Here is a 22483-nt window from a genome sequence, read left to right as displayed (position 1 = left end):
CCATGACACTCACCATCGCCTCCAGCTTCCTCCCGCAGGACGATCCGGAGGCCGCACTGGCCTTCTACCGCGACCTTCTCGGCTTCGAGGTCCGCCTCGACGTCGGGTACGAGAACCTGCGGTGGCTCACCGTCGGCCCGCCCGGGCAACCGGACACCGCCATCGTTCTGACACCGCCCGCGGTCGACCCCGCCATCACCGAGGACGAGCGCCGCACCATCACCGAGATGATGGCCAAGGGCACGTACGGCGGCATCCTGCTCGCGAGCGACGACCTCGAGGCGACCTTCGATGCACTCCAAGCCGCGGATGCCGACATCGTGCAGGAACCGACCGACCAGCCCTACGGGATCCGGGACTGCGCGGTGCGTGATCCCGCGGGCAACCTGGTCCGCATCCAGCAGCGTCAGCGGTAGTCGCTCAGATCGAGGTTCGCGTCGTCCGAGCCGCTGAACCTGCCGGCCAGCGCTCGCACCGGCGCCGAACCGGCCAGTCGCACAGCAGAGTTGAAGACCGCGAGCCCCACTGCCGTCTTCGGGTGCGCCAGCCTCGGCGTTCCCGGCGGCAGCGACTGCACCGTGTCGACGAAGGGCCGCATCCGCGCGTCCCACGCCGTGAACGCGGCCCGGTGATCATCGGTGCGGGCGAGTTCGGCGGCCAGTACGTAGGCACCGGTGATGGCCAGTGTCGTGCCCATCCCACTCACGGGAGTCGCGCACCAGGCCGCGTCGCCCACCATCGCGACCCGGCCCGACGACCACCGTGGGGCGCGCACCTGAGCGAGACGGTCGACGTACAGCTCCGAGGCGGAATCGAGCGACTCCAGGATGCGGGGAGTCTCCCAGCCGGCGCCGGCGAACGTCGTCCGAAGGGCGGCGACGACCTCCGACTGCCCTGCCCGCTCGAGGCCGGTCGGCCCCGACAACCAGGACAGGCTGAAGCGCGTGGTGCCCTGGTTGTCCGGGCGCAAGCCGGCCACACGTCCGCCGGTCGCGTTGTACCAGCGCCACCATGCATCGTCGTCCGAGGTGCGGGGGAGCACCCCGTAGGCGGTGAACAGCCCGAGATCTCGCGTGACGGCCTCGCCGGGAAAGACGATCTCCCGGCTCCCGGACCGCACTCCGTCGGCGAACACCACGAGGTCGTAGCGCTCGGGAGCGCCGTGCTCGAACGTCACGTCGACACCGTGGGCGTCCTGATCGCAGCCCACGACCCGGTCGCCGTAGCGGTACTCGACGTCCGGTCCCGACGCGTCGACGAGGATGCGCGCGAGTTCGCCGCGGAGGATCTCCAGCTCGGCCGTCGCGCCTCCGCTGTCCGCCGTACCGGCCGGGAACGTCGCGATCGTCGCGCCCCGTCGATCGACGAACCGGGTGCCCTGTTCCGTCGTGGTCGCGGCGAAGAGAGCGTCCTCCAGACCCATGCGGCGCACGACCTCGCGGCCGGGACCACGAATGTCGATGTTCTGCCCGCCGAGCCGGGGCGACGGAGCGCGCTCGACGACGGTCACAGCACGACCCGACCTCGCGAGCCAGTACGCGAGGGTCGGGCCGGCGATGCTGGCCCCGGTGATCAGTACGCGTCGTTCTGCAGTCACGATCCTCGCCTTCCGTGCTCACGACCTGTGAGGTACAGGAAGGACTTCGTCGACCGACGGTACGTCGGTCGACGTGCTCAGGCACGGTGTCCAGGTGATACCATATCGTGCCGATAATCGACATTATGTCAACTATTGTGAATCTCCCGCCCCCTACCGCGCCAGGTACCTCGCCAGGTGCAGTCCACCCGAGAACGTCCGCGTCTCCACCAACTCCAGGCCCGCCCACTCGTCGAGCACCGTGAAGAACGGCGTACCGGCGCCCACCAGAACGGGATGCGTACTCGTCGATCAGCCCGGCCCTCATCGCCGCCGCGGCCAGTGTGGCGCCGCCGATGTCCATCGGGCCACCGTCGCCGGCCTTCAGACGGACGATCTCCGCCACGGCGTCACCTGTGACGAGCCGCGCGTTGCCCTCCACCGCGTCCAGGGTCGACGAGAACACCGCCTTGGACATGTCGCGCCACCGACGGGCGTACTCGACGTGCGCGGGCGTCGCCCCTGGCTGCCGATCGGCCGTCGGCCAGTGCGCGTTCATCGCCTCCCACAGCCTCCGCCCGTAGAGCGTGAGGCCCGTCGAGTCGACGCGGTCGGACCACCACTGGAACGCCTCGTCGCTCGGCACGCTCCAGCCGAGGTCGCCATCGGGCGCCGCGACGTAACCGTCCACACTCGTGTTCATCGCGAATCTCAGTGTGCGCATGATGTTTCCCCGTCAGCGGCGCACATCGAACACCTGCTTCTGGACACCGTTGCCGTAGACCTCGTGCTCGACGAGCGTCAGCACCGTGGTGCCCTTGTCCGTGTCGCTGAACAGGCGCAGGCCGGCGCCGAGCAGCAACGGGAACACCAGCAGGTGGTACCTGTCGACCAGCCCGGCGTCGGCCAACGCACGTCCCAGCGTCGCGCTCCCGTGCACGAGGATCGGTCCGCCCTCGGTCTCCTTCAGCGCGGCGACGTCGTCGAGTGATCGAAGAACCGTTGCAGGCCAACGCGAATCATCATCATCGAGCGTCGTCGAGACCACGTACCGCGGCATGGCGTTGTATCCGGCGAAGTCCTCCATCGTCGGCCACACGGGCGCGAACGCCTCGTAGGATCGGCGACCGAGCAGCAGTGCGGCGGCCTCCCCCTGCTCCCGCCCCTTGATCTCGTACGCGGCCTCGTCGAACTCGACGTCCGTGAAGGTCCAGCCCGCGTTGCGGTATCCGGCCTCTCCACCAGGCGCCTCCATCACGCCGTCGAGCGAGACGAACGCGGTGACGATCAACGTGCGCATGTGCACTCCTTCGTTCCCCGTGGGCGCTGGTCGGCCCACGAACACTCCGACCGACGCACACGTCGAAAGTCATCGGTTGCGCCACACCCCGGATCGCCTGTAATACTTACCCTTATGGCTAACCATACGGCAGAACTCGACGCCGTGCTCACCGCCCTCGGAGATCCGACGCGGCGAGCAATCGTCCGGCGTCTCGGTGCCGGTCCGGCAAGCGTCGGTGAACTGGCGGCGCCGTTCCCGATCGCGCTTCCCACCTTCCTCAAACACGTCCGCAGTCTCGAGTCGAGCGGGCTCATTCGCACGGCCAAAGTAGGACGCGTCCGGACGTGCACTCTGCACAGGGAACGACTCGACCTCGTCCAGGACTGGCTCGACGATCAACGACACCTCTGGGAGAGCCGCACGGATCGGCTCGAACAACTCGTCACCTCCCCGACTCCGACGGAAGAAGACTCATGACCGCGCTCCCGATCGATCCTGCCCTCGACCTCGTACTCGATCGCGTCATCGCGGCTCCTCGTCACCGCATCTGGGAGGCATGGACGAACTCGTCGTTGCTGTCACAGTGGTGGACACCGGCACCCACCGTCACTCGGGTGGACCACCTGGAGGTGCGACCGGGCGGGGCGTTCGTCACCGAGATGAGCGACGACGGAACGACATTCGTGCCCCACACCGACGCCGTGTTCCTCGTCGTCGAGCCCGACACCCGGCTGGTGTTCACCAACACTCTCGACAGCGGGTGGCGCCCCGCGTCGCCGCAGCCGGTCGCGATGTCAGCGGAGATCACGCTGACCGACCACCCGCGCGGCACTGCTTACCGGGCCGTCGTCCGTCACGGAGATCCGACGACACGCGATCGTCACGCGAGCCTCGGGTTCGCGGAAGGGTGGGGCTCGGTCACCGCAGCACTCGCCCGGCTGGTCGAGTAGTCGGGCGGCTGTAGCGTGTCGGGCGTGAACTCCTCTCGTACCCTCGGTGTCCTGCTGGCCTCGTCCGCGTCGCTCGTCCTGGTGCTGTCCGGATGCAGCTCCGACAACGACACGCCATCTGCCGCCACCTCCTCCAGCGCCGCATCCTCGTCCGCGGGGTCGTCGTCGACCGCAGCTGCCGAGTCGTGCCCCACCGCGGCGCCCGAGTCCGGTGCCGCGGCCGAGTGGGACCTCGACGGTGACACGGGCAGCATCGCGGTGACCGGGTCCACCGACGATGCCGCTCCCCTGGTCACCGTCGAGGCACCCTTCAGCGTCGCGGAGACGCAGGTGCAGACATTGCAGGCCGGCGACGGCCCCGTCGTCGCGGCGGACGCCACCGTCTCCGTCTGCTACATGGGCGTCAACGGACGCGACGGATCCACCTTCGACAGCAGCTACGAGCGCGGCGCCCCGGTCGAATTCCCCCTCGACGGTGTCGTGGCCGGTTTCCAGAAGGCCATCGCCGGCCAGACCGTGGGATCGACGATCGGCGTCGCGGTGACCTCCGCGGACGGTTACCCCAACGGTCAGCCGCGCGCGGGCATCCAGCAGGGCGATTCTCTGATCTTCGCGATCAAGGTTCTCGGCGTCAGCTGAGCAGCATGACGAGGGACGTGCCGGTCGACCGCGGACCGCTGTTCGACGGTGTCCGCATCGGCCGGCCGGCGACCGGTGCGTTGATCGACGCGGGGTATCGCACGGTGCACGACCTCCCGGCGAACCTCGCGACTTTGTCCGCGCTACACGGAGTGGGGCCGTCCGCGATCAGGCGGTTGGCCGAGGCACGCGACGATCGGCGATGAGGGGAACCTCGCCAGAATCGACGCGGCACTGCGGCACCGCAGGCGGAGACTCCGCACAACGATGCGCGAGAGGAAGTCTGGGCGGTTCTGGGCGAGATCCTCGTCGACCGCCTCGTCGCCAACGTGTCGGCCGGAGAGCGGGCGTCGTCGCTGCGTGAAATCGACGAGCTCTGCGACCGAGTGGAGTCGTCGTGGACGGTGATCGATGCTCCCGATCTCGTCGCCGACCTCTGGACTGTGCCGGCGTACCTACGCCACTGCGCACCCTGGCTCGACGACGATGACAGGGCGGCGGTCCGCAGGAACGTCGGGTCCCCCTGGACCACAGCAGATCTTCCGGTCCTCGATGTCGCTCGTCGCCGCCTCGGCGATCCACGGGCGACGGCGATGCGCGCGCGCCGCGCTCGTGCCACGCTCGGTGCGCACCACCGGCGTGGGCGTCCGGCACGCCGACGTCGACGACCTGGCGGCGGTGCTGGACGAGCGGGCCGCGACGAGTGAGGGTGTGGCCTGCGTCATCGCGATGCCGTCTCTACCTGACACCGCGAGGATCCGATCGTCGAGCGCACGATCGGCGAAGGGCCTCGGGTTCGATCTCGTCGACCGGTCGAGTGCGGACAGCGCCGTCGATCGCTACGTGGCGATGACCCGCGCGACCCAGCAGCTCGTCCTACTCCGTTGATCAGCTGTCGAGGGTGATCACCACACGCACGCCACCCTTGTCGGCGACCACCGCCTGTGCGCTCCCCCGATGCTGATGGCCCGCGATGTCGACGGTCACCGGGGCGGGGTCGGGATGGAAGTTGCGCCACCAGGCTTTCTGGCTCGGTGCCGCGACCATCACGGTGACCCTGTCGCCCGATCGCCGGTAGGAGACGGGCAGCGAGATGGTCCGGCCCGACCGTCGGCCGGTGTAGGTGATGGTGGCCAGGCCACGCCCGAGTACGGCGGACAGCACAGGCAGTCGCATCAGCGGTCGAACGACCTGGTTCGCGGCGTTGGCGACGGTCTGGAACGCGGTCATCTTCGTACCCCTTGCGAGCGATGGATGTCGCCTCGCATCATGCCCCCGCGGGGGCCGGACGACACGCCGTTCGACCCGTGTTCGCGCCCCGTTTCCTGACTCATTCCAGAAAAGTCGTGCATACTGTTCGACGTGAGCCCATCGTCGAACTACCCGGAGATGCTGCGTGGTGCCGCGCTCCGAGTCACCCGCCCCCGTCTGGCGGTGCTCGACGCGGTGCACGAACATCCGCACGCCGACACCGACACCGTCTACGGAGCCGTTCGGGCCACCCTGCCCGACGTCTCCCGCCAGGCCGTGTACGACGTGCTCCACGCTCTCACCACCGCGGGACTGGTACGGCGCATCCAGCCGTCCGGCTCGGTCTCGCGGTACGAGAGCAGAATCGGCGACAATCACCACCATGTCGTGTGCCGCGCGTGCGGCACCATCGCCGACGTGGAATGCGCCGTCGGCGAGGCTCCGTGCCTCACTCCGTCGGAGTCCCATGGTTTCGTCGTCGACGAGGCAGAGGTCATCTACTGGGGCCTGTGCGAGAACTGCTCCACCAGCGTCAGCCCCTGATCTCGAGGCGCGAAGGCGCCGCGAAATCAGTTCATTCATCTTCTCTTGGAGGGAAACTCGTGTCCGAGGACCACACAACACGCGAAAAAGAGATGAACCAGGACCAGCCGCAGGACGCGTCCGGCGGCTGCCCTGTCATGCACGACAAGATGCCGATGCCGGTCGAGGGTGGCACCAACCACGAGTGGTGGCCCAAGGCACTGAACCTCAAGATCCTGAAGAAGAACCCCGCCGTCGGCGATCCGATGGGCGCCGACTACGACTACGCGGCCGAGTTCAACTCGCTCGATCTCGCCGAGGTCAAGCGCGACATCGAAGCGGTCATGACGAACTCGCAGCCGTGGTGGCCCGCGGACTTCGGCCACTACGGCCCCTTCTTCATCCGTATGGCGTGGCACGCAGCCGGCACGTACCGCAAGCAGGACGGACGCGGCGGAGCCGGAGCCGGCATGCAGCGCTTCGCACCGCTGAACAGCTGGCCGGACAACGCGAGCCTGGACAAGGCCCGTCGCCTGATCTGGCCCGTGAAGCAGAAGTACGGCCGCAAGCTCTCCTGGGCCGACCTCATCGTCCTGACCGGCAACGTCGCCATCGAGTCCATGGGACTGCCGACCTACGGCTACGCCGGCGGTCGCGTCGACGCCTGGGAGCCGGACGAGGACGTCTACTGGGGCCCCGAGCAGACCTGGCTGGGCGACGAGCGCTACGACGGTGATCGCACGAGCCTCGAGAACCCGCTGGCCGCCGTGCAGATGGGTCTGATCTACGTCAATCCCGAAGGCCCGAACGGCAACCCGGATCCCGTGCAGTCCGCACTGGACATCCGCGAGACCTTCGGCCGCATGGCCATGAACGACGTCGAGACCGCAGCACTGGCCGTCGGCGGACACACCTTCGGCAAGACCCACGGTGCGGCCGACCCCGATGCCCACATCGGAGCCGAGCCCGAGGGCGCCCCGATCGAGCAGATGGGCCTCGGCTGGAAGAACAGCTTCCAGAGCGGTGTCGGCGCGGACGCGATCACGAGTGGCCTCGAGGTCATCTGGACCCCGACCCCGACGCAGTGGGACAACACCTTCCTCGAGACCCTCTACGGCTTCGAGTGGGAGCTCTACAAGAGCCCCGGCGGCGCTCACCAGTGGCGTCCGAAGAACGGTGAGGGCGCGGACCTGGTCCCCGACCCCGCCGACCCGACCAAGCGTCGCCACCCGTCGATGCTGACCTCGGATATCGCCATGCGCGTCGACCCGATCTACGAGCAGATCACCCGTCGCTGGCTCGACCACCCCGAGGAGCTCGCAGAAGAGTTCCAGAAGGCGTGGTTCAAGCTGACCCACCGCGACATGGGACCGGTCAGCCGGTACCTCGGACCCGAGGTGCCGTCGGAGACCCTGCTGTGGCAGGACCCGATCCCGGCCGTCGACCACGAGCTGATCGGTGACGCACAGATCGCCGAGCTCAAGTCCGCGATCCTCGATTCCGGGCTGAGCACCGAACAGCTCATCTCGACCGCGTGGGCCGCAGCGTCGTCCTTCCGCGTCAGCGACAAGCGCGGCGGTGCCAACGGTGGTCGCCTGCGTCTGCAGCCGCAGGCCGGCTGGGAGGTCAACGAGCCCGACGAGTTGGCACAGGTCATCCGCGTGCTCGAGGGCATCCAGGAGTCGTTCTCCGGAACGGTCTCGTTCGCCGACCTCGTCGTCCTCGGCGGCGTCGCGGCACTCGAGAAGGCTTCGGGCGTCAGCGTTCCGTTCACCCCGGGCCGCATGGACACCACGCAGGAGCAGACGGACGTCGATTCGTTCTCCGACCTCGAGCTGAAGGCCGACGGCTTCCGTAACTTCCTCGGCAAGGGCCAGAAGCTGCCGGCGGAGTACTCTCTCGTCGACCGGGCGAACCTGTTGTCGCTCAGCGCACCCGAGCTGACCGTCCTCGTCGGTGGTCTGCGTGTTCTCGGCGCCAACTACCAGAACTCGTCGCACGGCGTTCTGACCGACAAGGTCGGCACACTGTCCAACGACTTCTTCGTGAACCTCCTCGACATGGGCACCGAGTGGGTTCCCACGTCCGAGGACGGCATCTACGAGGCCAAGGATGCTGCCACCGGTGCGACGAAGTGGACCGGCACCCGTAACGACCTGGTGTTCGGCTCGAACTCCGAACTCCGTGCCATCGCCGAGGTGTACGCCTGCGACGACGCGAAGGACAAGTTCGTCCAGGACTTCGTCGCCGCGTGGGACAAGGTCATGATGCTGGATCGCTTCGAACTGGCCTGATCTCGCTCCTGCACACCACACCACCCCCGCACCGAGTCCTCGGTGCGGGGGTGGTGTCGTCTCAGCGTCGGGTGCGGCGGACGGAGATGGGGAGCCCGGTCAGCGCTCTCGCCGCCGAGCCTGCCATGGCCAGATAACCCGCGGCGCTGCGCCACGACGCCGCCACCGAGCGGACGGTCCTGGTGGCCGCGGGTCCCGGTCGGCGCCCGGCGAACCGGTCGTCGAGCCATCGGAGCGTCAGCGGGACCGACAGCGGCAGCAGCGTGATGTGCTCGCTCGTGCGATCGCGGACGTACTCGACCTCGGCACCCGCGTCTCGATAGCGCGTCACCTGCCCGTCGACGTCGTCCACGGCGATGATCTGATCGTGCGACGCCTGCAGGACGAGCAGCGGGAATCCGGGCGCCGACCGGCCCGGCTGGATCTCCTCGAAGATCGTCACCATCTCCGGACGAGCCATGACGTCGGCGATGGGAATGGTCGAGTAGGCGTCGAGGTCGAACCCGCGGAGCGCGATGATGGCTTGCATCGTGGTCATCTTGTTCGTCGACGCCAGCAGCTCGAGACCCTCCTCGGTGACGAACTCCTGCATGACGTCGTCCAGGGCCGGGTAGGTACGCCGCAGACCCTCGATGACGAGAGTCGGCAGCGCGGCGTAGCGGGTGGCGTTCAGCCGGAAGAACGCCGACGCCGGATCACCCACCGGCGACCCGAGAACGGCTCCGACGACATCGATCTCGGGTGCGTACTCCCCCGCGGCCTCCGCCGCCCAGGACGACGCGAGCCCGCCACCCGAGTATCCCCACAGTCCGACCGGTGTGGTCGTGTCGAGACCGAGCTCGTCGAACGAGAGCGCGGCCCGGACGGCGTCGAGAGTGCAGTACCCGGGCTCGAGCGGCGCACCCCAATGCCCCTCGGCGCCTTCGTGATCCGGGATCGAGACCGCCCAACCCAGACGCAGGGCGTGCAGGACGAGCAGGAACTCGTACTGCGGCACCGTGCCGCGCGCACGTGACCCGAGCCGGAGCGCGTACGACGGGAACGATCGACCGGAGACGGCGTCTATGGCGCACTGATACGACAGGAGTGGTCGCGTCGCGTCGGGGACGGCTCCGGCGGGCAGCAAGACCGTGGTGACACTCACGCGTGGCACGCGCTCGAGGTCCTCGGTGCGATACAGCAGCTGCCAGGCCTGCACGCGCTGCCGCACCCGACCGAACACACCGATGCGCACGGGTCTGGTGCGCAGGACGTCGCCGCACGCGGCACTCTCGAAACCGTCGGGCGCGACGTAGAACGGGTCCCGCTCCGGGGTGGTGACCGGGCCCTCGGACCAGTGCTCGGTCTCGGGCGGGCCGCCACCGTCCCTGTCGTACTGCTCGATGCTCATGCCCACGGTTACCCCTGTCGTCGGGTCACACTAACCTTCCGACCCGTGAGCAGGACCGATCAGCCCTCGACGGTGCCGACGCGGGTGGCCGGATCGTCGTCCGAGGCCCGTGCGAGCACCGGGACGAGCGCGTCCACCGCGTACGGAAGGCTGAGGGGGCTGGCGAAACCGAGAGCGGCCGGCACGGTGGTCCCGAATTCGCCGACGTAGACGGTGCGATCCTCCTTCACCACGTTCAGGCTCTGCAGCAGCGGATCACCGGCGACGTCCTCGGGAGTGACGCCCAGCAGCACGAGAGTCTGCTGATCGAGCAGGTCGTAACGCTCCGGGCTCACCGTCCCGGTGGTCTCGGGCGTCGCGAAGCCGAGGTCGGTGAAGAACCTGTTCCGCGGGTCACCGCTGTCGAGGATGTAGAAGGTGCCGTCGAGATAGAGCGCGACCGCAGCCGTACGGCCGGCGAAGGACGGGTTCTCGGTCGTGGCGTCTACGAACGTCGCGTCGACCTCGTCACGCACGGTCTCTGCCTCGGCCGTCTTGCCCAGGGCGGTTCCGTACGCGGCCAACTGGTCTCGCCACGACGGGGTCTCCGACCCGTCCGAGCCGGGGATGTCGCCGACCGTCGTGGCGATCTGTCCGAGCTGCTGGTACTCGGGCTCCTCCAGATAGGCGTACGTCGCCATGATGAGGTCGGGCTCCGCGGCCGCGACACCTTCGAGATCGAGTGTGTCGCTTCCCACCTCGGGAATCGTGGCACCGTTCAGCTGCTGCTGGGCCCACGGTCGGGTGGTGTAGTCGTACCCCGTGAATCCGCGGGTGGCCACGGGTGTGACACCGAGAGCGAGCGCGAAGTCCTGGTCGTTGTACCCGGCGGTCACCAGACGCTCCGGCGCACCCTCGACCGTCACGGTCCCGAACTTGTCGGTGACCTCGGCCGGGAAGGCTCCCGACGCGTCCGCGGCCGGCGCCGAGTCCGTGTCCGACGAGCTGCACGCCGCCGTTCCGAGCAGAAGAACGGTGGCCGCGACGGACACACCGACGGAGACGCGCATGAAGAACCTTTCGGGGACGACTGGTGGAGCAGGCTTGCGGTAAGGCTACCCTCAGCTCAACGGGAGAGCTCGAGGGCCTCACCCAGTCGACGCCAGTCGTCCACCGGCGGAACGTTCATCGCGGATCCGAGGACCTGAACGAGGACGCTGGTGGCTCCCGCCTCGATGTGCTCGCGCACTCGGGCCACAGTCGCGTCGAGTCCGCGCGTCACCATCGCCTCGGCGAGCTTCTCGCTGCCGCCGCGGACGAAGTCGTCCTGCCCGAAACCCAGACGCTCCCAGTTGTTCCGGTAGTTGGGCAGCCCGGTGTAGATGTTCAGATGCGCGTGCGCGCGTTCGGCCCACACCTCCGCGTCGGTGTCGGCGACCGGGTCCACCACCGCCGCCTGCTCGACGACCAGTTCCGGGCGCTTCTCGCCGTCTCCGGCATCGAGGATCTCGCGGGCCGTCGCCGTGTGCTCCGGTGTGACGAGGTACGGATGCGCCCCTGCGGTGCGATCGCGGGACAGCTCGAGCATCTTCGGACCCAGCGCCGCCAGCAGTCGTGGTGGGTTCTGCTCTTCCCCCGCCACTGCCGCGGGTGCGTTGTCGAGTGCGTCGAGATACTCCCGCATCGCCGCGACGGGCTTGCCGTAGTTGTGACCGCGCATGCGCTCGACCAGCGGAGCGTGCGACACGCCGAGTCCCAGGACGAACCGACCACCCGAGACGGCATGCAGGGTACGTGCCGCCGATGCGGTCGCCACGGCGTCGCGGGCGTAGATGCTCGCGATGCCGGTACCGACGATCAGCGACGACGAGGCGCCGAGGTACATCTGCGCGGCGGTGAGCGCCTCGCGGCCGTAGGCCTCGCCGAACCAGAGCGAGTGCCAGCCCTGCGATTCCACCTCCCCCACCACGTCGGGAACCGCCGAGGCGGAGACCCCGTCGAGCGTTCCGGTCCAGATGCCGATCGTCGCGTGTGACGTCATGGCGTCCAGTGTGCCCGCACTCGCTCCCTACGAATCCGGGGGACCGTCGACGGTCTGCCGGAGCCGTTTGAGGGTGGCCGCGATGTGGTCGCCGTTGACCGTGGCGCGGTCGCGGACACCCGTCGCCAGTCCGCCGACGCCGACGAACCACCGCGGACGCCGGTCCCACATCCGCTCGGTCACCGTGGTCTCGCCGCCGTCGCCACCGCCGTCGATGTCGTAGCGCCAGTGCGCGATCGGCAGCGAGAACGGGCCGTAGTGCACGTCGAAGGCGAAGGTTGCTCCGGGGTCGGCGGCGGTCACGGTGCATGTGGTCGACCATCGATGCAGACCGTTGCGGTTCCGACCGACGAAGGACGCACCCGGACGGGCGCCGGAGCTCCCCACCCACCTCATCGAGTGCGTCTCGTCCGCCAGATCGGCGAGTCGGTCGAGATCGGTCAGGAGGGCGTACACGTCCTCGGCATCGGCGCGGACCGTCACGGATCCGGACGCGAGCGGAGCGGTCGAGTCAGGCGTCACCGGTGCACCGTAGCGACCCGACAGCCTCGATGCGGGCGATCGACGACGGTGTCGCCTGAAGTCAAGAACGACGGCCCGCCGTCCGCGATGATCGAGACGTTGGTACCGCCGAGCTCAGGAGTTGTCATGTCGTCCTTGCCCCCCTTCCGCTTTCCCGGCGCCACCGCGCTCGTCACCGGCGCCGCCAGTGGCATGGGTGAGCAGATGGCCCACGAGCTCGCGCGACGGGGCACCGATCTGATCCTGCTCGACCGGGACGCCGATCGGCTCGCCGACGTCGCACGCGCCATCGAGTCCGCCTCACCGGCACGCAGCGTCGACGTCGTCGTCGCGGACCTCTCCGACCTCGACGCGCTCGGCGTGGTCATCGACGGTGTGATCGAGCGGCACGAGCGCATCGACCTGCTGATCAACAACGCCGGTATCGCGTTCGGCGGCTCGTTCGAGCAACTCACCGCCAAGGACTTCGACTCGGTGATGACCATCAACTTCCATGCGCCGGTGGACATCACCCGACGTCTGCTGCCGACGATGCGCCGATCCACGGGCGCGCACATCGTCAACGTGTCGAGCTTGTTCGGCATCGTGGCGCCTCCGGGGCAGTCGGCCTACTCGTCGTCGAAGTTCGCCATCCGCGGGTTCACCGAGTGCCTGCGCCACGAACTGGCGCCGACGATCGGCGTGACGTCGGTGCACCCCGGCGGCATCAAGACCCGCATCGCCGAGACGGCCGGTTCGGCCGCCGGAGCGACGGACAAGGAGATCGCGGACGGCAAGGCCACCTTCGCCAAACTGCTCACCTATCCCGCGGACAAGGCTGCACTCCGCATCCTCGACGGGGTCGAGAAGCGCAAGGGACGGGTCCTCATCGCCGCGAGTGCCCACGCCGTCGACATCCTCGCCCGCGTGTTCCCGTCCGCCTACTACGCCGTGATGCGCCGCGGCATGTGACGGACGCGCTGCCGCTCTCAGGACAGATCGAGAGCGGCAGCGAGGTCGGTCTCCACCTGGTCCCTCGTCACGCCGAGACCACTGAGCAGCCCCGTCCCGTTCTCGAACTCCAGCATCGCGAGCAGCACGTGTTCGGTGCCGACGTAGTCGTGGCCGAGGCGCAGCGCCTCGCGGAACGTCAGTTCCAGAATTTTCGCCGTCGCAGCATCGAACGGAACGAGTGCCGGCGGCTCACCGTGCTCCCCCGCGGACGAACCTCGTGCCGAGACGGCGGCGCGTACGTCGTCGGGCGTCACCGATTGTGTCGCGAGCAGACGGGTGCCGAACGAGTCGGGGTCCTGCACCAGTCCGATCACGAGATGGTCGGGAGTGATCGACGACACCCGTTGCGCTCGGGCCTCGGTCTGCGCCGCCACCACGATGTTCTTCGCGCGCTCTGTGAAACGAGCGAAACCCTGGCTCGCGTTCAACGCCTCGTCGGCGTGCGGCCTGGCCACGAACTTCTTCTGCACGGCCTGTTTGCTCACTCCCATACTGCGGCCGATGTCGGTCCAGGACGCCCCGGACCGACGTGCCTGGTCGACGAAGTGTCCGACAAGGTGGTCGGCCACGTCGCCGAGGCGCTCGGCGGCGACGACGGCTCGCGAGAGCTGGATCAGAGGGTCGGTGTCGGTGCGGGAGACAGCGACGATCAGATCGTCGAGGCGCACACCGGGCGCGGGATCGGTGTCGGTCATGCGTCGACCGTAGAATGACGACCACCCATCGTCAACCCTGAGTTGACGATGGGTGGTCCTGTGCGTTGCGGGTCAGGCGACTCCGGCGGCGCGTCGCACCGACCGACGCGGCGTACCCGAGAGGGTCTTGCCGAGGTCGCCCCGCAGCGTGGTGATGGAGTCGAGGATGTAGTTCTGACGCACCAGCCACGGGCCGTGATCGCCCTGCCGGGGAAAGGCGTCGATCGAGCGCTGGACGTAGCCGGACTGCAGGTCCAGCAGCGGACGCTCCTCGAGCGGGCCGTCGGGCTGCGGGACGATGGACGCGAAGTCCTTGTCGTCCATGTAGCCGAGCACGCGGCACACGAGACGCGACGTCAGATCGGCGCGCAGAGTCCACGACGCGTTGGTGTATCCGATGCAGATGGCGAAGTTCGGGACACCTGTCATCATGGCGCCCTGCCACACGAACTGCTTCGACAGATCGACGGTCACGCCGTCCACCTTGGGCTCGATGCCGCCGAAGGCGAGCAGTTGCAGCCCCGTCGCCGTGACGATCACGTCGGCGGGCAACGAGGCGCCCGACTGCAGGTCGATGCCGTCGGGGCGCACGGAGTGGATGCGGTCGGTGACCACCGACGCCTTCCCCTTCTTCATCGCCTTGAACAGATCGGCGTCGGGGACGGCGCACAGTCGCTGATCCCACGGGTTGTACTCGGGCGTGAAGTGCTCGGCCACCAGCTTCTCGTCGCCCAGGATCTTGGTCGAGAGGTTGGTGAGGAGTCGCCGTGCCGCCTGCGGACGACGCCGGCAGAACTGATAGAAGCCGGTGCTGAACAGAATGTTCTTGACCCGGATCACGCTGTGCGCCAGGCCAGCCGGGAGAAGATCACGAATCTTGTCCGCCTGCTTGTCACGTCCGGGGACCGCGCTGATCCAGGTGGGTGAACGCTGCAGCATCGTGACGTGACCGGCGTCGCGCGCCATCGACGGCACGAGGGTCACTGCGGTGGCGCCACTGCCGATCACGACGACGTTCTTGCCGGCGTAGTCCAGATCGTCGGGCCAGAACTGGGGGTGCACCACGGAGCCCTCGAACGTGTCGAGTCCCGGGATGTCGGGGTTGTAGCCCTTGGCGTAGTCGTAGTAGCCCGAGCAGCAGTACAGGAAGCCACACGTCATCTGCTGCTGCGAGGTTCCCGACTCGTCGGTCACGTCGAGAGTCAGGGTCCAGCGAGCCTCCGCGGTGGAGAAATCCGCGCCGACGACGCGGGTTCCGTACCGGATGTGCTCGTCGATCCCGAACTCCGCAGCGGTCTCCTCGATGTACTTCAGAATCGAGTGCCCGTCGGCGATGGACTTCGCTTCGCGCCACGGCTTGAACTGGTAGCCGAGCGTGTACATGTCGGAGTCCGAGCGCACACCGGGGTAGCGGAACAGATCCCAGGTGCCGCCCATCGAGGACCGCGCCTCGAGGATGGCCCACGACTTGCCGGGATGCTCCGTCGACAGGCGGTAGCCCGCACCGACGCCGGAGAGCCCGGCGCCGACGACGATCACGTCGAGATGCTCGAGGGTGGTGTCGGTCGGGGACGAGTCGAGTCGATCGGTGGTGGACGTCATGACTCCAGTGTCCTCGTGCCACCACCCGATGGCTTGACAACACACGACAACTAGTTGACTTCAGACGACAGCTGACCCAAGGTGAGCGCTGTGCCCGCCATCCGCTCCGCCGGTCTCCGCGGCTTCCGCGCGACCGTGGCCGAACTGGGCGGGGACGCCGAGGCGTACGCCGTCGCGGCGGGGCTGCCCGTGGACGCGCTCGACGCCGACGACCTCCTCGTCGAGGACGTCGCCATGGCCGCGGTTCTCGAGATCGCCGCGGCGGAGCTGGCGTGCCCCGATCTGGGGTTGCGGATCGCACGGCGCCAGGATCTCGGCATGCTCGGGCCGCTCGCACTCGCGATCCAGAACTCCTCGACCGTGGGCGAGGCACTCGAGTGCACCGAGCACTACCTGTTCATCCATGCCCAGTCGCTCAGCCTGCGTGCCGAACCCGACCCGTACGGGACGCCGGGGATCGTCGCGCTGCGGTACGGAACGAAGCCCGGGGTCGTCGCGCCCGTCCAGGGCACCGACATGGGGCTGGGGTTCCTCCACCGCGCCACCATCGCACTGGTCGGCGGGTCGTACGGACTCCGCTCGGTCGAGCTCCCCTACGTGCCGGCGGCTCCGGTGTCGGTCTACGAGAACTTCTTCGGCGTCGCGGTCAGCGTCGGCCGTCCCGCCGCCGTCCTCCGGGTCCCGGCCACACTCCAGAACCGACCGCTCCACGGCGGAGACTCGAACCTCAAACGGCTGGCCCTGGCCTTCCTCGCTCGGCAGGGCGCCGGACCCACCACCGAGGTGGCACCGCGAGTGCGCACCATCCTGCAGCAGTCCCTCGGCACCACCCCACCGCACATCGACGGTGCCGCACATCTGCTGAACCTGCACCCGCGGACGTTGCAACGCCGATTGGCCGGGGAGGGAACGTCGTTCGCGGCGATCGTCGACGAGGTGCGCCGCACGGAGGCCCATCGGTACCTCACGACGACGTCGCTGCCGATGAGTCAGATCGCGGCCGCTGTGGGACTGTCCGAGCAGTCCGCCTTCACTCGTGCGTGCCGACGGTGGTGGAACGCGACGCCCACCACCGTCCGCCGCGGCGCTCTCTGACCCGACTCAACTGAAGTCGGTCGACGCCAGATCCTTCTCGTCGTCCACGATGGCCTTGACGATCCGGTCGGCGACAGCGTCCGGATCGAGACCGTCCGGCATGGTGGGCGCCGTGCCCGCGATCGCGCGCCCGGCCAGACCGGTCTCGGTGTGCGGCGGACGTACGTCCACGACCCGCAGCTTGCGCCGACGCGCTTCCGGTCGAGCCGCCTCGACGAACGCGCTGATCCCGGCCTTCGCCGCGCAGTACGCAGCCATCCCGCCGACGGGCTTCTCCGCGATCACCCCACTGATGCTGACGACGACGCCCCCGGACTCCACCTCGGTGAGTGCCGATCGCACCAGCCGCAGTGGCGCCAGCAGATCCACCAGCAGGAGATCGTCGACGGTGTCGTCGTCCACCTCGGCCGCGGGTCCGAACGCCACCACGCCCGAGGCGATCACGACGCCGTCGAGCGTTCCGGTGTGGCTCTTGGCCGCCGCGATCAGGTCGGCCGGGGCCGCGGGGTGGGTCAGGTCCGACGCCACGAGGTGCGCGCTGCCCAGGTCGACACCGGCCAGCGTCTGCTCCGAGCGGCCGGACGCGGTGACGGTGGCGCCGGCGTCGAGCAGGCGGCGAGTGATGCGCGATCCGAGAGCGCCGGAAGCGCCGGTCACCAGGAAGTGCTTGCCCGGGAGGTCCATGTCAGTTCTCCAATCCGGCGAGTGTGTCGACCACGGCTGCGGTGGCGGACCGGGTCCAGGTAACCGGGTCCTGTCCCTGCGGGCTCACGCACACGGTGTCGACTCCGAGCGCGGCGAACCCTTCCATCTCCCGGAGGAAGCCGGCCTCGTCGGCCACCGGGTCGAGCGAGGTGATGATGGTCTTCTCGATCTCCGCGTAGTCGCGGTTCTCGCGCTCGCAGTGACCGCGCAGCACGTCGAGCTTGTGTGCCACGGTCTCCTGGTCGGGGGCGAAGAGGTTGCACAGCGAGGCGTACCGCGCGACGAACGCGAGTGTCTTCTTCTCCCCCGACCCGCCGACCATGATGGGCGGACCCGGACTCTGCAGCGGCCTCGGCTCGCAGAGCGTCTCGGCCAGCGAGTAGTGCGTGCCCTCGAAGGGTCCGTCGTCGTCGCTCCACATCTGTCTGCAGATGCGCAACGTCTCCTCGAGACGCTCGAACCGCTCGGCCGTCGACGGGAACGGCACACCGAGGCCGCGGTGCTCGCGCTCGTACCAGGCCGCACCGATGCCGAGCATCGCTCGACCGCCGGAGAGCACGTCCAGGGTCGTGACCGTCTTCGCCAGGAGCCCCGGATGCCGATAGGTCACGCCCGTGACGAGCAGGCCCAGGCGGATGCTCTCGGTCCGGCCCGCGAGGAAGCCCAGCGAGGTGTAGCCCTCGAGCATGGGGTCCTGCGCGGTCGCCAGATTCTCCATCTGGAACCAGTGGTCCATGAGCGTGAACAGCGTGCACCCGCCGTCCTCCGCAGCGCGCGCGGAGTCGGAGAGCAGTCCCGCCGTGGCCGCGGAGCCACCCGGAAGGGTGAAGTAGGGATAGTGGACTGCCAACTGCACGATGGTTCTCCTCGATGGTCGGATCAGCACTCCGCCGACGCGGTGCACTCCCGGGGAACATTCGGAGCACCGGGCACCGTTGGTCCTCGTATGACTGGTTCGAGAACGACACGCACCGTGGTCGCCACGGCCTTCGGTGGACCCGACGTCCTGGCGATCCGCGACGAGGTGGTCGACGAACCGGGTCCCGGACAGGTCGTCGTGGACATTCGCGCCGTCGGCGTCAATCCGTTCGATCACAAGCTCTACAGCGGCGCATTCGGGACGGACGAGAGCACACTCCCGCTGCACCTCGGCAGCGAGGCGTCGGGCGTGGTGTCCGCGGTGGGGCGCGACGCCGTCGGACCGGCGGGTCCCGTCCGTGTCGGCGACGAGGTCATCGTTCTGGCAGACGGTGCCTACGCCGATCGCCTTCTCGTCGATGCCGACGCGGTGCTGCCGAAACCGCAGGCGCTCGGCTGGGAGGAAGCGGCCGGGTACTCCCTCACTGCGGCCACCGCCTACGACATGGCGGAGCTCGCGAGCGTCGAGGAGGGCGACTGCGTCCTGATCCACGGAGCATCCGGCGCCGTCGGCTCGCAGGCGGTCCAGCTCGCCCTGCACCGCGAAGCACAGGTGATCGGCACCGCGAATCCCCGCAACCTCGACGCGGTGCGCGCCCTCGGCGCCGTCGCAGTCGCGTACGGCGACGGTCTGCTCGACCGGGTACGCACCGCGGCGCCCGACGGCGTGGATGCCGCGCTGGACACGGCCGGCACCGACGAGGCGATCGACGTGTCCCTGGTGGTGGTGCAGGACCGGACGCGCATCGTGACCATCACTGCCTTCGGTCGGGCAGCCGACGAGGGTTTCCGGTCCGCGGGCGGCGGGAACCACGAGAGCGCCGCACGGCGCAAGGAGGCGCGTCTGCCTCTGCTCGAGTTGGCCGGATCGGTGATCACCGTGACGGTGGCCGGGACGTTTCCCCTCGCGGAGGCGGCCACCGCCCACCGCGAACTGCAGACGCACCACCCGCGCGGCAAGTACGTCCTCGTCCCCTGACGACGGCCTCGCGGAGACGCGCGGGGGTGGGGAGACTACCGTTGAGCTCAGAACGCATAGACATCTAGGAGCGGATACATGAGCGTCGAGACGAACGAGAAGAAGCGCCACCGCGTCGTCGTCATCGGTTCCGGCTTTGGTGGCCTCTTCGGCACACAGGCCCTCAAGCGAGCCGATGTGGACGTCACGCTCATCGCGCGGACCACCCACCACCTGTTCCAGCCACTGCTCTACCAGGTGGCCACGGGCATCCTCTCGGTCGGCGAGATCGCCCCCGCGACCCGCGTCATCCTGCGCAAGCAGAAGAACGCCGAGGTTCTGATGGGTGACGTCGAGACCATCGACCTGACGAACAAGACCGTCACCTCGCGGCTGCTCGAGCGCGAGACCGTGACGCCGTTCGACAGCCTCATCGTGGCTGCGGGCGCACAGCAGTCCTACTTCGGCAACGACCACTTCGCCGAGTTCGCACCCGGCATGAAGACGATCGACGACGCCCTGGAACTGCGCGGACGCATCCTCGGCGCGTTCGAGCAGGCCGAGTTGTCCACCGATCCGGCCGAGCGCGAGCGCCTGATGACGTTCGTCGTGGTCGGCGCAGGCCCCACCGGCGTCGAGCTCGCGGGCCAGATCTCCGAGCTCGCGACGCGCACTCTCGACGGAGCCTTCCGCAACATCGACGCCAAGGACGCGAAGGTGGTGCTGCTCGACGCGGCGCCCGCCGTGCTCCCCCCGATGGGCAAGAAGCTGGGCGAGAAGGCCGCGAAGCGCCTCACCAAGCTCGGCGTCGACATCCAGCTCAACGCGATGGTCACCGGCGTCGACAACGACGGTCTCACCGTCAAGGACAAGGACGGCACCGAACGCCGCATCGAGGCGCAGTGCAAGGTCTGGTCCGCCGGCGTGCAGGCCAGCCCGCTGGGCAAGCAGCTCGCCGACCAGTCCGACGGCACCGAGGTCGACCGCGCGGGCCGTGTCGTGGTGGAGCCGGATCTGACCGTCAAGGGACACCCCAACGTGTTCGTGGTCGGCGACATGATGTCGGTCAAGGACGTCCCGGGTATGGCGCAGGGCGCGATCCAGGGCGCCAAGTACGCGGTGAAGCAGATAAAGGCGTCACTCGACGGACAGAACCCGTCCGAGCGCAAGCCGTTCTCGTACTTCGACAAGGGGTCGATGGCCACCGTGTCGCGATTCAGCGCCGTGTGCAAGGTCGGCAAGCTGGAGTTCGGCGGATTCATCGCCTGGGTCGCATGGCTCGGACTCCACCTCTTCTACCAGGTGGGATACCGGAACCGTCTGACGACGGTGATCTCCTGGTTCGTCACCTTCCTGGGCAAGGGTCGGGCGCAGATGGCGTCCACCGAACAGCAGGTGTTCGCGCGCCTCGCGATCGAGCAACTCCACACGCTCGAGCAGGAGAACCGCGTCGACGGCGTGGCGATCCCCACCCGCACGGTCGAGGCGACCTCGAAGGCGGCGGATCGCGAGTCCGGTGCCACGGCCGACGCAGCGGAACAGAGCAAGCAGCTCGACAGCACGGAGAAGCGGGCCGCCTCCGGTGCCTCACCCACACCGGCGGAGCGTCAGGGCGAGGAGCCCTCCGCGAACGACGGAGCGGCGGAGACCGCGGAGGCCAAGCGCGCAGGCTGATCTCCCCGCGCCGAGAGCGCAGCGACCGACCGGGTGACCGGGAGCCGATGGCCGAGCCAGGTGGACAGTGTTCCGCCTCCGGCCATCGGCATCGTCGTCTCCAGTCCGGCCACGGTGTCGCCGGAGGGACTGTCCGACGGACACTCCGGCCAGGTCAACGTACTGATCGACGCGGTCGGCGCGAACAGAGCGTCGTGCCCTGCGGCGCCCCTGCCCAGGTCGAGTCGGTGGCGGAGCACCGGACCGGCCACGCCGTCGACTCGAAAGAGACCCGACCACCGGCCGTCCACTTCCCCGGTGCGGCCGATCTGGATCCGTTCGCGCACGGCGGCGCGTACCCGGTCGCCGAGATGCAGCGACACCGACGATCGGTGGTCCGCCGATCCGGCGACGATGGTGGGTTCCGGGTCCACGATCACCTCGGCGCCGTCCTCGACGTCCACGGTCCACGACGCGTGTGACACGTCGATCGAGCGCCCGGGCAATGCCACCGAGGCGGCGACACTGCACACGTGCAGCCGCGCCCCCGCCTCGACCACGATCCGGACGTCGATGGTGTCCCCACCCAGCGGGGTCGCGGCCGAGCCGACGAGGTGGACGCGGTCGACACCGGTCCGGCGCACGGCGAGCCCACCCACCGCCTCGATGCGCGGTGACCTGCTCCGCGACGCGACGACGAGCACCGTCGAGCGCAGCGCGCCGTGCGTCGTCACGTCAGGCGGCGACGGCAGCGAGCTGCTCGCGCACCCAGGTGAGCACCACCGTCGCGGCAGGATCCTCCGTGAGCGAGATCAGAGCGGTGGGACGACCCTCACGCACCCGCACCGCGTCGTTCTCCATGACCGTGAGGTCGGCACCCACCATGGGGGCGAGATCGGTCTTGTTGATCACGAGCAGATCCGAGAACGTCACGCCGGGACCGCCCTTGCGCGGCACCTTGTCACCGCCGGCGACGTCCACGACGAAGATCTGCACGTCGATCAGCCCGGACGAGAAGGTCGCGGTGAGGTTGTCGCCGCCCGACTCGACGAGGATCAGATCGAGTGGCGGATTGGCGTCGACCAGGTCGTCGATGGCGTCCAGGTTCGCCGTGATGTCGTCACGGATCGCCGTGTGCGGGCAGCCGCCGGTCTGCACGGCCGTGATGCGCTCGTCCGGCAGAACTGCGTGACGGCGCAGGAAGTCGGCATCCTCCGTCGTGTAGATGTCGTTGGTCAGCACGGCCAGCGACAGTTCTTCGCGCAGCTGGCGGCACAGCGCCGCCACCAGTGCGGTCTTGCCGGATCCGACGGGACCGCCGATACCCACTCGCAGCGCTTCCCCGGGTGTGCGGACGCGCTTCGGCCGGTCCAGGGCGTGGGAGTGGGGCTCGCCGTCGATGAGATGCGGAGGCATGG

Annotated in this window: 24 protein-coding genes and 2 pseudogenes; 12 read left to right on the top strand and 14 right to left on the bottom strand. The window is 68.7% G+C overall.

The window, feature by feature from the left end:
• Nucleotides 1-2: 2 nt before the first annotated feature.
• Nucleotides 3-416 (top strand): VOC family protein, encoded by a 414-nt coding sequence (locus HQ312_RS00445; protein ID WP_222637519.1) that lies wholly within the window; start codon nt 3-5, stop codon nt 414-416.
• On the opposite strand, the gene HQ312_RS00440 is transcribed toward HQ312_RS00445, so the two are convergent.
• From HQ312_RS00440 to HQ312_RS00430, 3 genes and pseudogenes are all read right to left on the bottom strand, one after another.
• Complete coding sequence (locus tag HQ312_RS00440) at nt 407-1597, bottom strand: FAD-dependent monooxygenase (RefSeq protein WP_222637518.1); 1191 nt, start codon at nt 1595-1597, stop codon at nt 407-409. The two genes, HQ312_RS00445 and HQ312_RS00440, sit on opposite strands and share 10 nt — an antisense overlap.
• Before the next feature lie 153 nt (nt 1598-1750).
• Nucleotides 1751-2300 (bottom strand): annotated as a pseudogene (locus tag HQ312_RS00435) (dihydrofolate reductase family protein).
• 12 nt (nt 2301-2312) lie between these two features.
• Nucleotides 2313-2876 carry a dihydrofolate reductase family protein gene (locus HQ312_RS00430; protein WP_222637517.1) on the bottom strand — a complete coding sequence of 188 codons (564 nt, stop codon included), beginning with the start codon at nt 2874-2876 and terminating at the stop codon, nt 2313-2315.
• A 114-nt stretch (nt 2877-2990) separates the two neighbouring features.
• Between HQ312_RS00430 and HQ312_RS00425 the strand changes: the two genes are divergently transcribed.
• The 5 genes from HQ312_RS00425 (at nt 2991) to HQ312_RS00405 (ending at nt 5335) form a co-directional block, all read left to right on the top strand.
• Entirely contained in the window at nt 2991-3335 is a 345-nt protein-coding gene (locus HQ312_RS00425; RefSeq protein ID WP_222637516.1) for a helix-turn-helix transcriptional regulator, read from the top strand.
• The gene (locus tag HQ312_RS00420) at nt 3332-3808 is read left to right on the top strand and encodes an SRPBCC domain-containing protein (RefSeq protein WP_056444490.1); all 477 of its coding nucleotides are present in this window, start codon (nt 3332-3334) and stop codon (nt 3806-3808) included. Before HQ312_RS00425 ends, HQ312_RS00420 begins: the two co-directional genes overlap by 4 nt.
• A 15-nt stretch (nt 3809-3823) precedes the next feature.
• A complete protein-coding gene (locus tag HQ312_RS00415; protein WP_155956988.1) occupies nt 3824-4447 on the top strand; it encodes an FKBP-type peptidyl-prolyl cis-trans isomerase in 624 nt (207 codons plus the stop codon).
• 5 nt (nt 4448-4452) lie between these two features.
• Complete coding sequence (locus HQ312_RS00410; protein WP_027505403.1) at nt 4453-4653, top strand: hypothetical protein; 201 nt, start codon at nt 4453-4455, stop codon at nt 4651-4653.
• Between the two features lie 346 nt (nt 4654-4999).
• Nucleotides 5000-5335 carry a hypothetical protein gene (locus tag HQ312_RS00405; protein ID WP_222637515.1) on the top strand — a complete coding sequence of 112 codons (336 nt, stop codon included), beginning with the start codon at nt 5000-5002 and terminating at the stop codon, nt 5333-5335.
• Here HQ312_RS00405 and HQ312_RS00400 read toward each other — a convergent pair whose 3' ends face one another.
• Nucleotides 5336-5677, bottom strand: coding sequence for a nitroreductase/quinone reductase family protein (locus HQ312_RS00400; RefSeq protein ID WP_222637514.1), 342 nt, complete (start codon nt 5675-5677; stop codon nt 5336-5338). It abuts the gene before it with no gap.
• Nucleotides 5678-5836: 159 nt separating this feature from the next.
• Between HQ312_RS00400 and HQ312_RS00395 the strand changes: the two genes are divergently transcribed.
• Nucleotides 5837-6241, top strand: a complete 405-nt coding sequence (locus HQ312_RS00395; RefSeq protein WP_261781981.1) for a Fur family transcriptional regulator — start codon at nt 5837-5839, stop codon at nt 6239-6241.
• A gap of 92 nt (nt 6242-6333) precedes the next feature.
• On the top strand, nt 6334-8514 hold the full coding sequence (katG, locus tag HQ312_RS00390) for a catalase/peroxidase HPI (RefSeq protein WP_222637512.1): 2181 nt from the start codon (nt 6334-6336) through the stop codon (nt 8512-8514).
• 61 nt (nt 8515-8575) lie between these two features.
• Here the strand turns inward: katG and HQ312_RS00385 are convergent, their stop codons facing one another.
• From HQ312_RS00385 to HQ312_RS00370, 4 genes are read right to left on the bottom strand one after another with little or no spacing between them, the layout of a single operon-like run.
• Nucleotides 8576-9904 (bottom strand): lipase family protein, encoded by a 1329-nt coding sequence (locus tag HQ312_RS00385; RefSeq protein WP_222637511.1) that lies wholly within the window; start codon nt 9902-9904, stop codon nt 8576-8578.
• A gap of 59 nt (nt 9905-9963) precedes the next feature.
• Nucleotides 9964-10953, bottom strand: coding sequence for an ABC transporter substrate-binding protein (locus HQ312_RS00380; protein WP_222637510.1), 990 nt, complete (start codon nt 10951-10953; stop codon nt 9964-9966).
• 56 nt (nt 10954-11009) lie between these two features.
• Nucleotides 11010-11924 carry a TIGR03620 family F420-dependent LLM class oxidoreductase gene (locus tag HQ312_RS00375; RefSeq protein WP_222637509.1) on the bottom strand — a complete coding sequence of 305 codons (915 nt, stop codon included), beginning with the start codon at nt 11922-11924 and terminating at the stop codon, nt 11010-11012.
• Nucleotides 11925-11951: 27 nt separating this feature from the next.
• Nucleotides 11952-12446: an SRPBCC family protein gene (locus tag HQ312_RS00370; protein ID WP_222637508.1), complete on the bottom strand. Its 495-nt coding sequence runs from the start codon at nt 12444-12446 to the stop codon at nt 11952-11954.
• 126 nt (nt 12447-12572) lie between these two features.
• On the opposite strand from HQ312_RS00370, the gene HQ312_RS00365 reads away from it, so the two are divergent.
• Nucleotides 12573-13397: an SDR family oxidoreductase gene (locus HQ312_RS00365; RefSeq protein ID WP_222637506.1), complete on the top strand. Its 825-nt coding sequence runs from the start codon at nt 12573-12575 to the stop codon at nt 13395-13397.
• A gap of 17 nt (nt 13398-13414) precedes the next feature.
• On the opposite strand, the gene HQ312_RS00360 is transcribed toward HQ312_RS00365, so the two are convergent.
• Together HQ312_RS00360 and HQ312_RS00355 are read right to left on the bottom strand one after the other, a co-directional pair.
• A complete protein-coding gene (locus HQ312_RS00360) occupies nt 13415-14134 on the bottom strand; it encodes a Clp protease N-terminal domain-containing protein (protein ID WP_056444475.1) in 720 nt (239 codons plus the stop codon).
• Between the two features lie 72 nt (nt 14135-14206).
• The gene (locus HQ312_RS00355; protein ID WP_222637505.1) at nt 14207-15736 is read right to left on the bottom strand and encodes an NAD(P)/FAD-dependent oxidoreductase; all 1530 of its coding nucleotides are present in this window, start codon (nt 15734-15736) and stop codon (nt 14207-14209) included.
• 81 nt (nt 15737-15817) lie between these two features.
• On the opposite strand from HQ312_RS00355, the gene HQ312_RS00350 reads away from it, so the two are divergent.
• Complete coding sequence (locus tag HQ312_RS00350) at nt 15818-16831, top strand: AraC family transcriptional regulator (RefSeq protein ID WP_285184736.1); 1014 nt, start codon at nt 15818-15820, stop codon at nt 16829-16831.
• Nucleotides 16832-16837: 6 nt separating this feature from the next.
• Here HQ312_RS00350 and HQ312_RS00345 read toward each other — a convergent pair whose 3' ends face one another.
• On the bottom strand, nt 16838-17515 hold the full coding sequence (locus tag HQ312_RS00345; RefSeq protein WP_222631246.1) for an SDR family oxidoreductase: 678 nt from the start codon (nt 17513-17515) through the stop codon (nt 16838-16840).
• Nucleotide 17516: 1 nt separating this feature from the next.
• Nucleotides 17517-18392 (bottom strand): LLM class F420-dependent oxidoreductase, encoded by an 876-nt coding sequence (locus HQ312_RS00340; protein ID WP_056445133.1) that lies wholly within the window; start codon nt 18390-18392, stop codon nt 17517-17519.
• Between the two features lie 90 nt (nt 18393-18482).
• Between HQ312_RS00340 and HQ312_RS00335 the strand changes: the two genes are divergently transcribed.
• A complete protein-coding gene (locus tag HQ312_RS00335) occupies nt 18483-19433 on the top strand; it encodes an NADP-dependent oxidoreductase (RefSeq protein WP_222637504.1) in 951 nt (316 codons plus the stop codon).
• A 78-nt stretch (nt 19434-19511) separates the two neighbouring features.
• A pseudogene (locus HQ312_RS00330) lies at nt 19512-20850 on the top strand (NAD(P)/FAD-dependent oxidoreductase); the annotation flags it as partial.
• Between the two features lie 169 nt (nt 20851-21019).
• Here HQ312_RS00330 and HQ312_RS00325 read toward each other — a convergent pair.
• Together HQ312_RS00325 and ureG are read right to left on the bottom strand one after the other, a co-directional pair.
• Nucleotides 21020-21799, bottom strand: a complete 780-nt coding sequence (locus tag HQ312_RS00325) for an urease accessory protein UreD (RefSeq protein WP_308123748.1) — start codon at nt 21797-21799, stop codon at nt 21020-21022.
• 1 nt (nt 21800) lies between these two features.
• The gene (ureG, locus tag HQ312_RS00320; RefSeq protein WP_027505415.1) at nt 21801-22481 is read right to left on the bottom strand and encodes an urease accessory protein UreG; all 681 of its coding nucleotides are present in this window, start codon (nt 22479-22481) and stop codon (nt 21801-21803) included.
• Between the last annotated feature and the right edge of the window lie 2 nt (nt 22482-22483).

It is taken from the genome of Rhodococcus sp. BP-316 (assembly GCF_019836105.1).
GTDB lineage: Bacteria > Actinomycetota > Actinomycetes > Mycobacteriales > Mycobacteriaceae > Rhodococcoides.
Note: the sequence above shows the minus strand (reverse complement) of the source record. Positions and strands in the feature narration are given on the sequence as shown.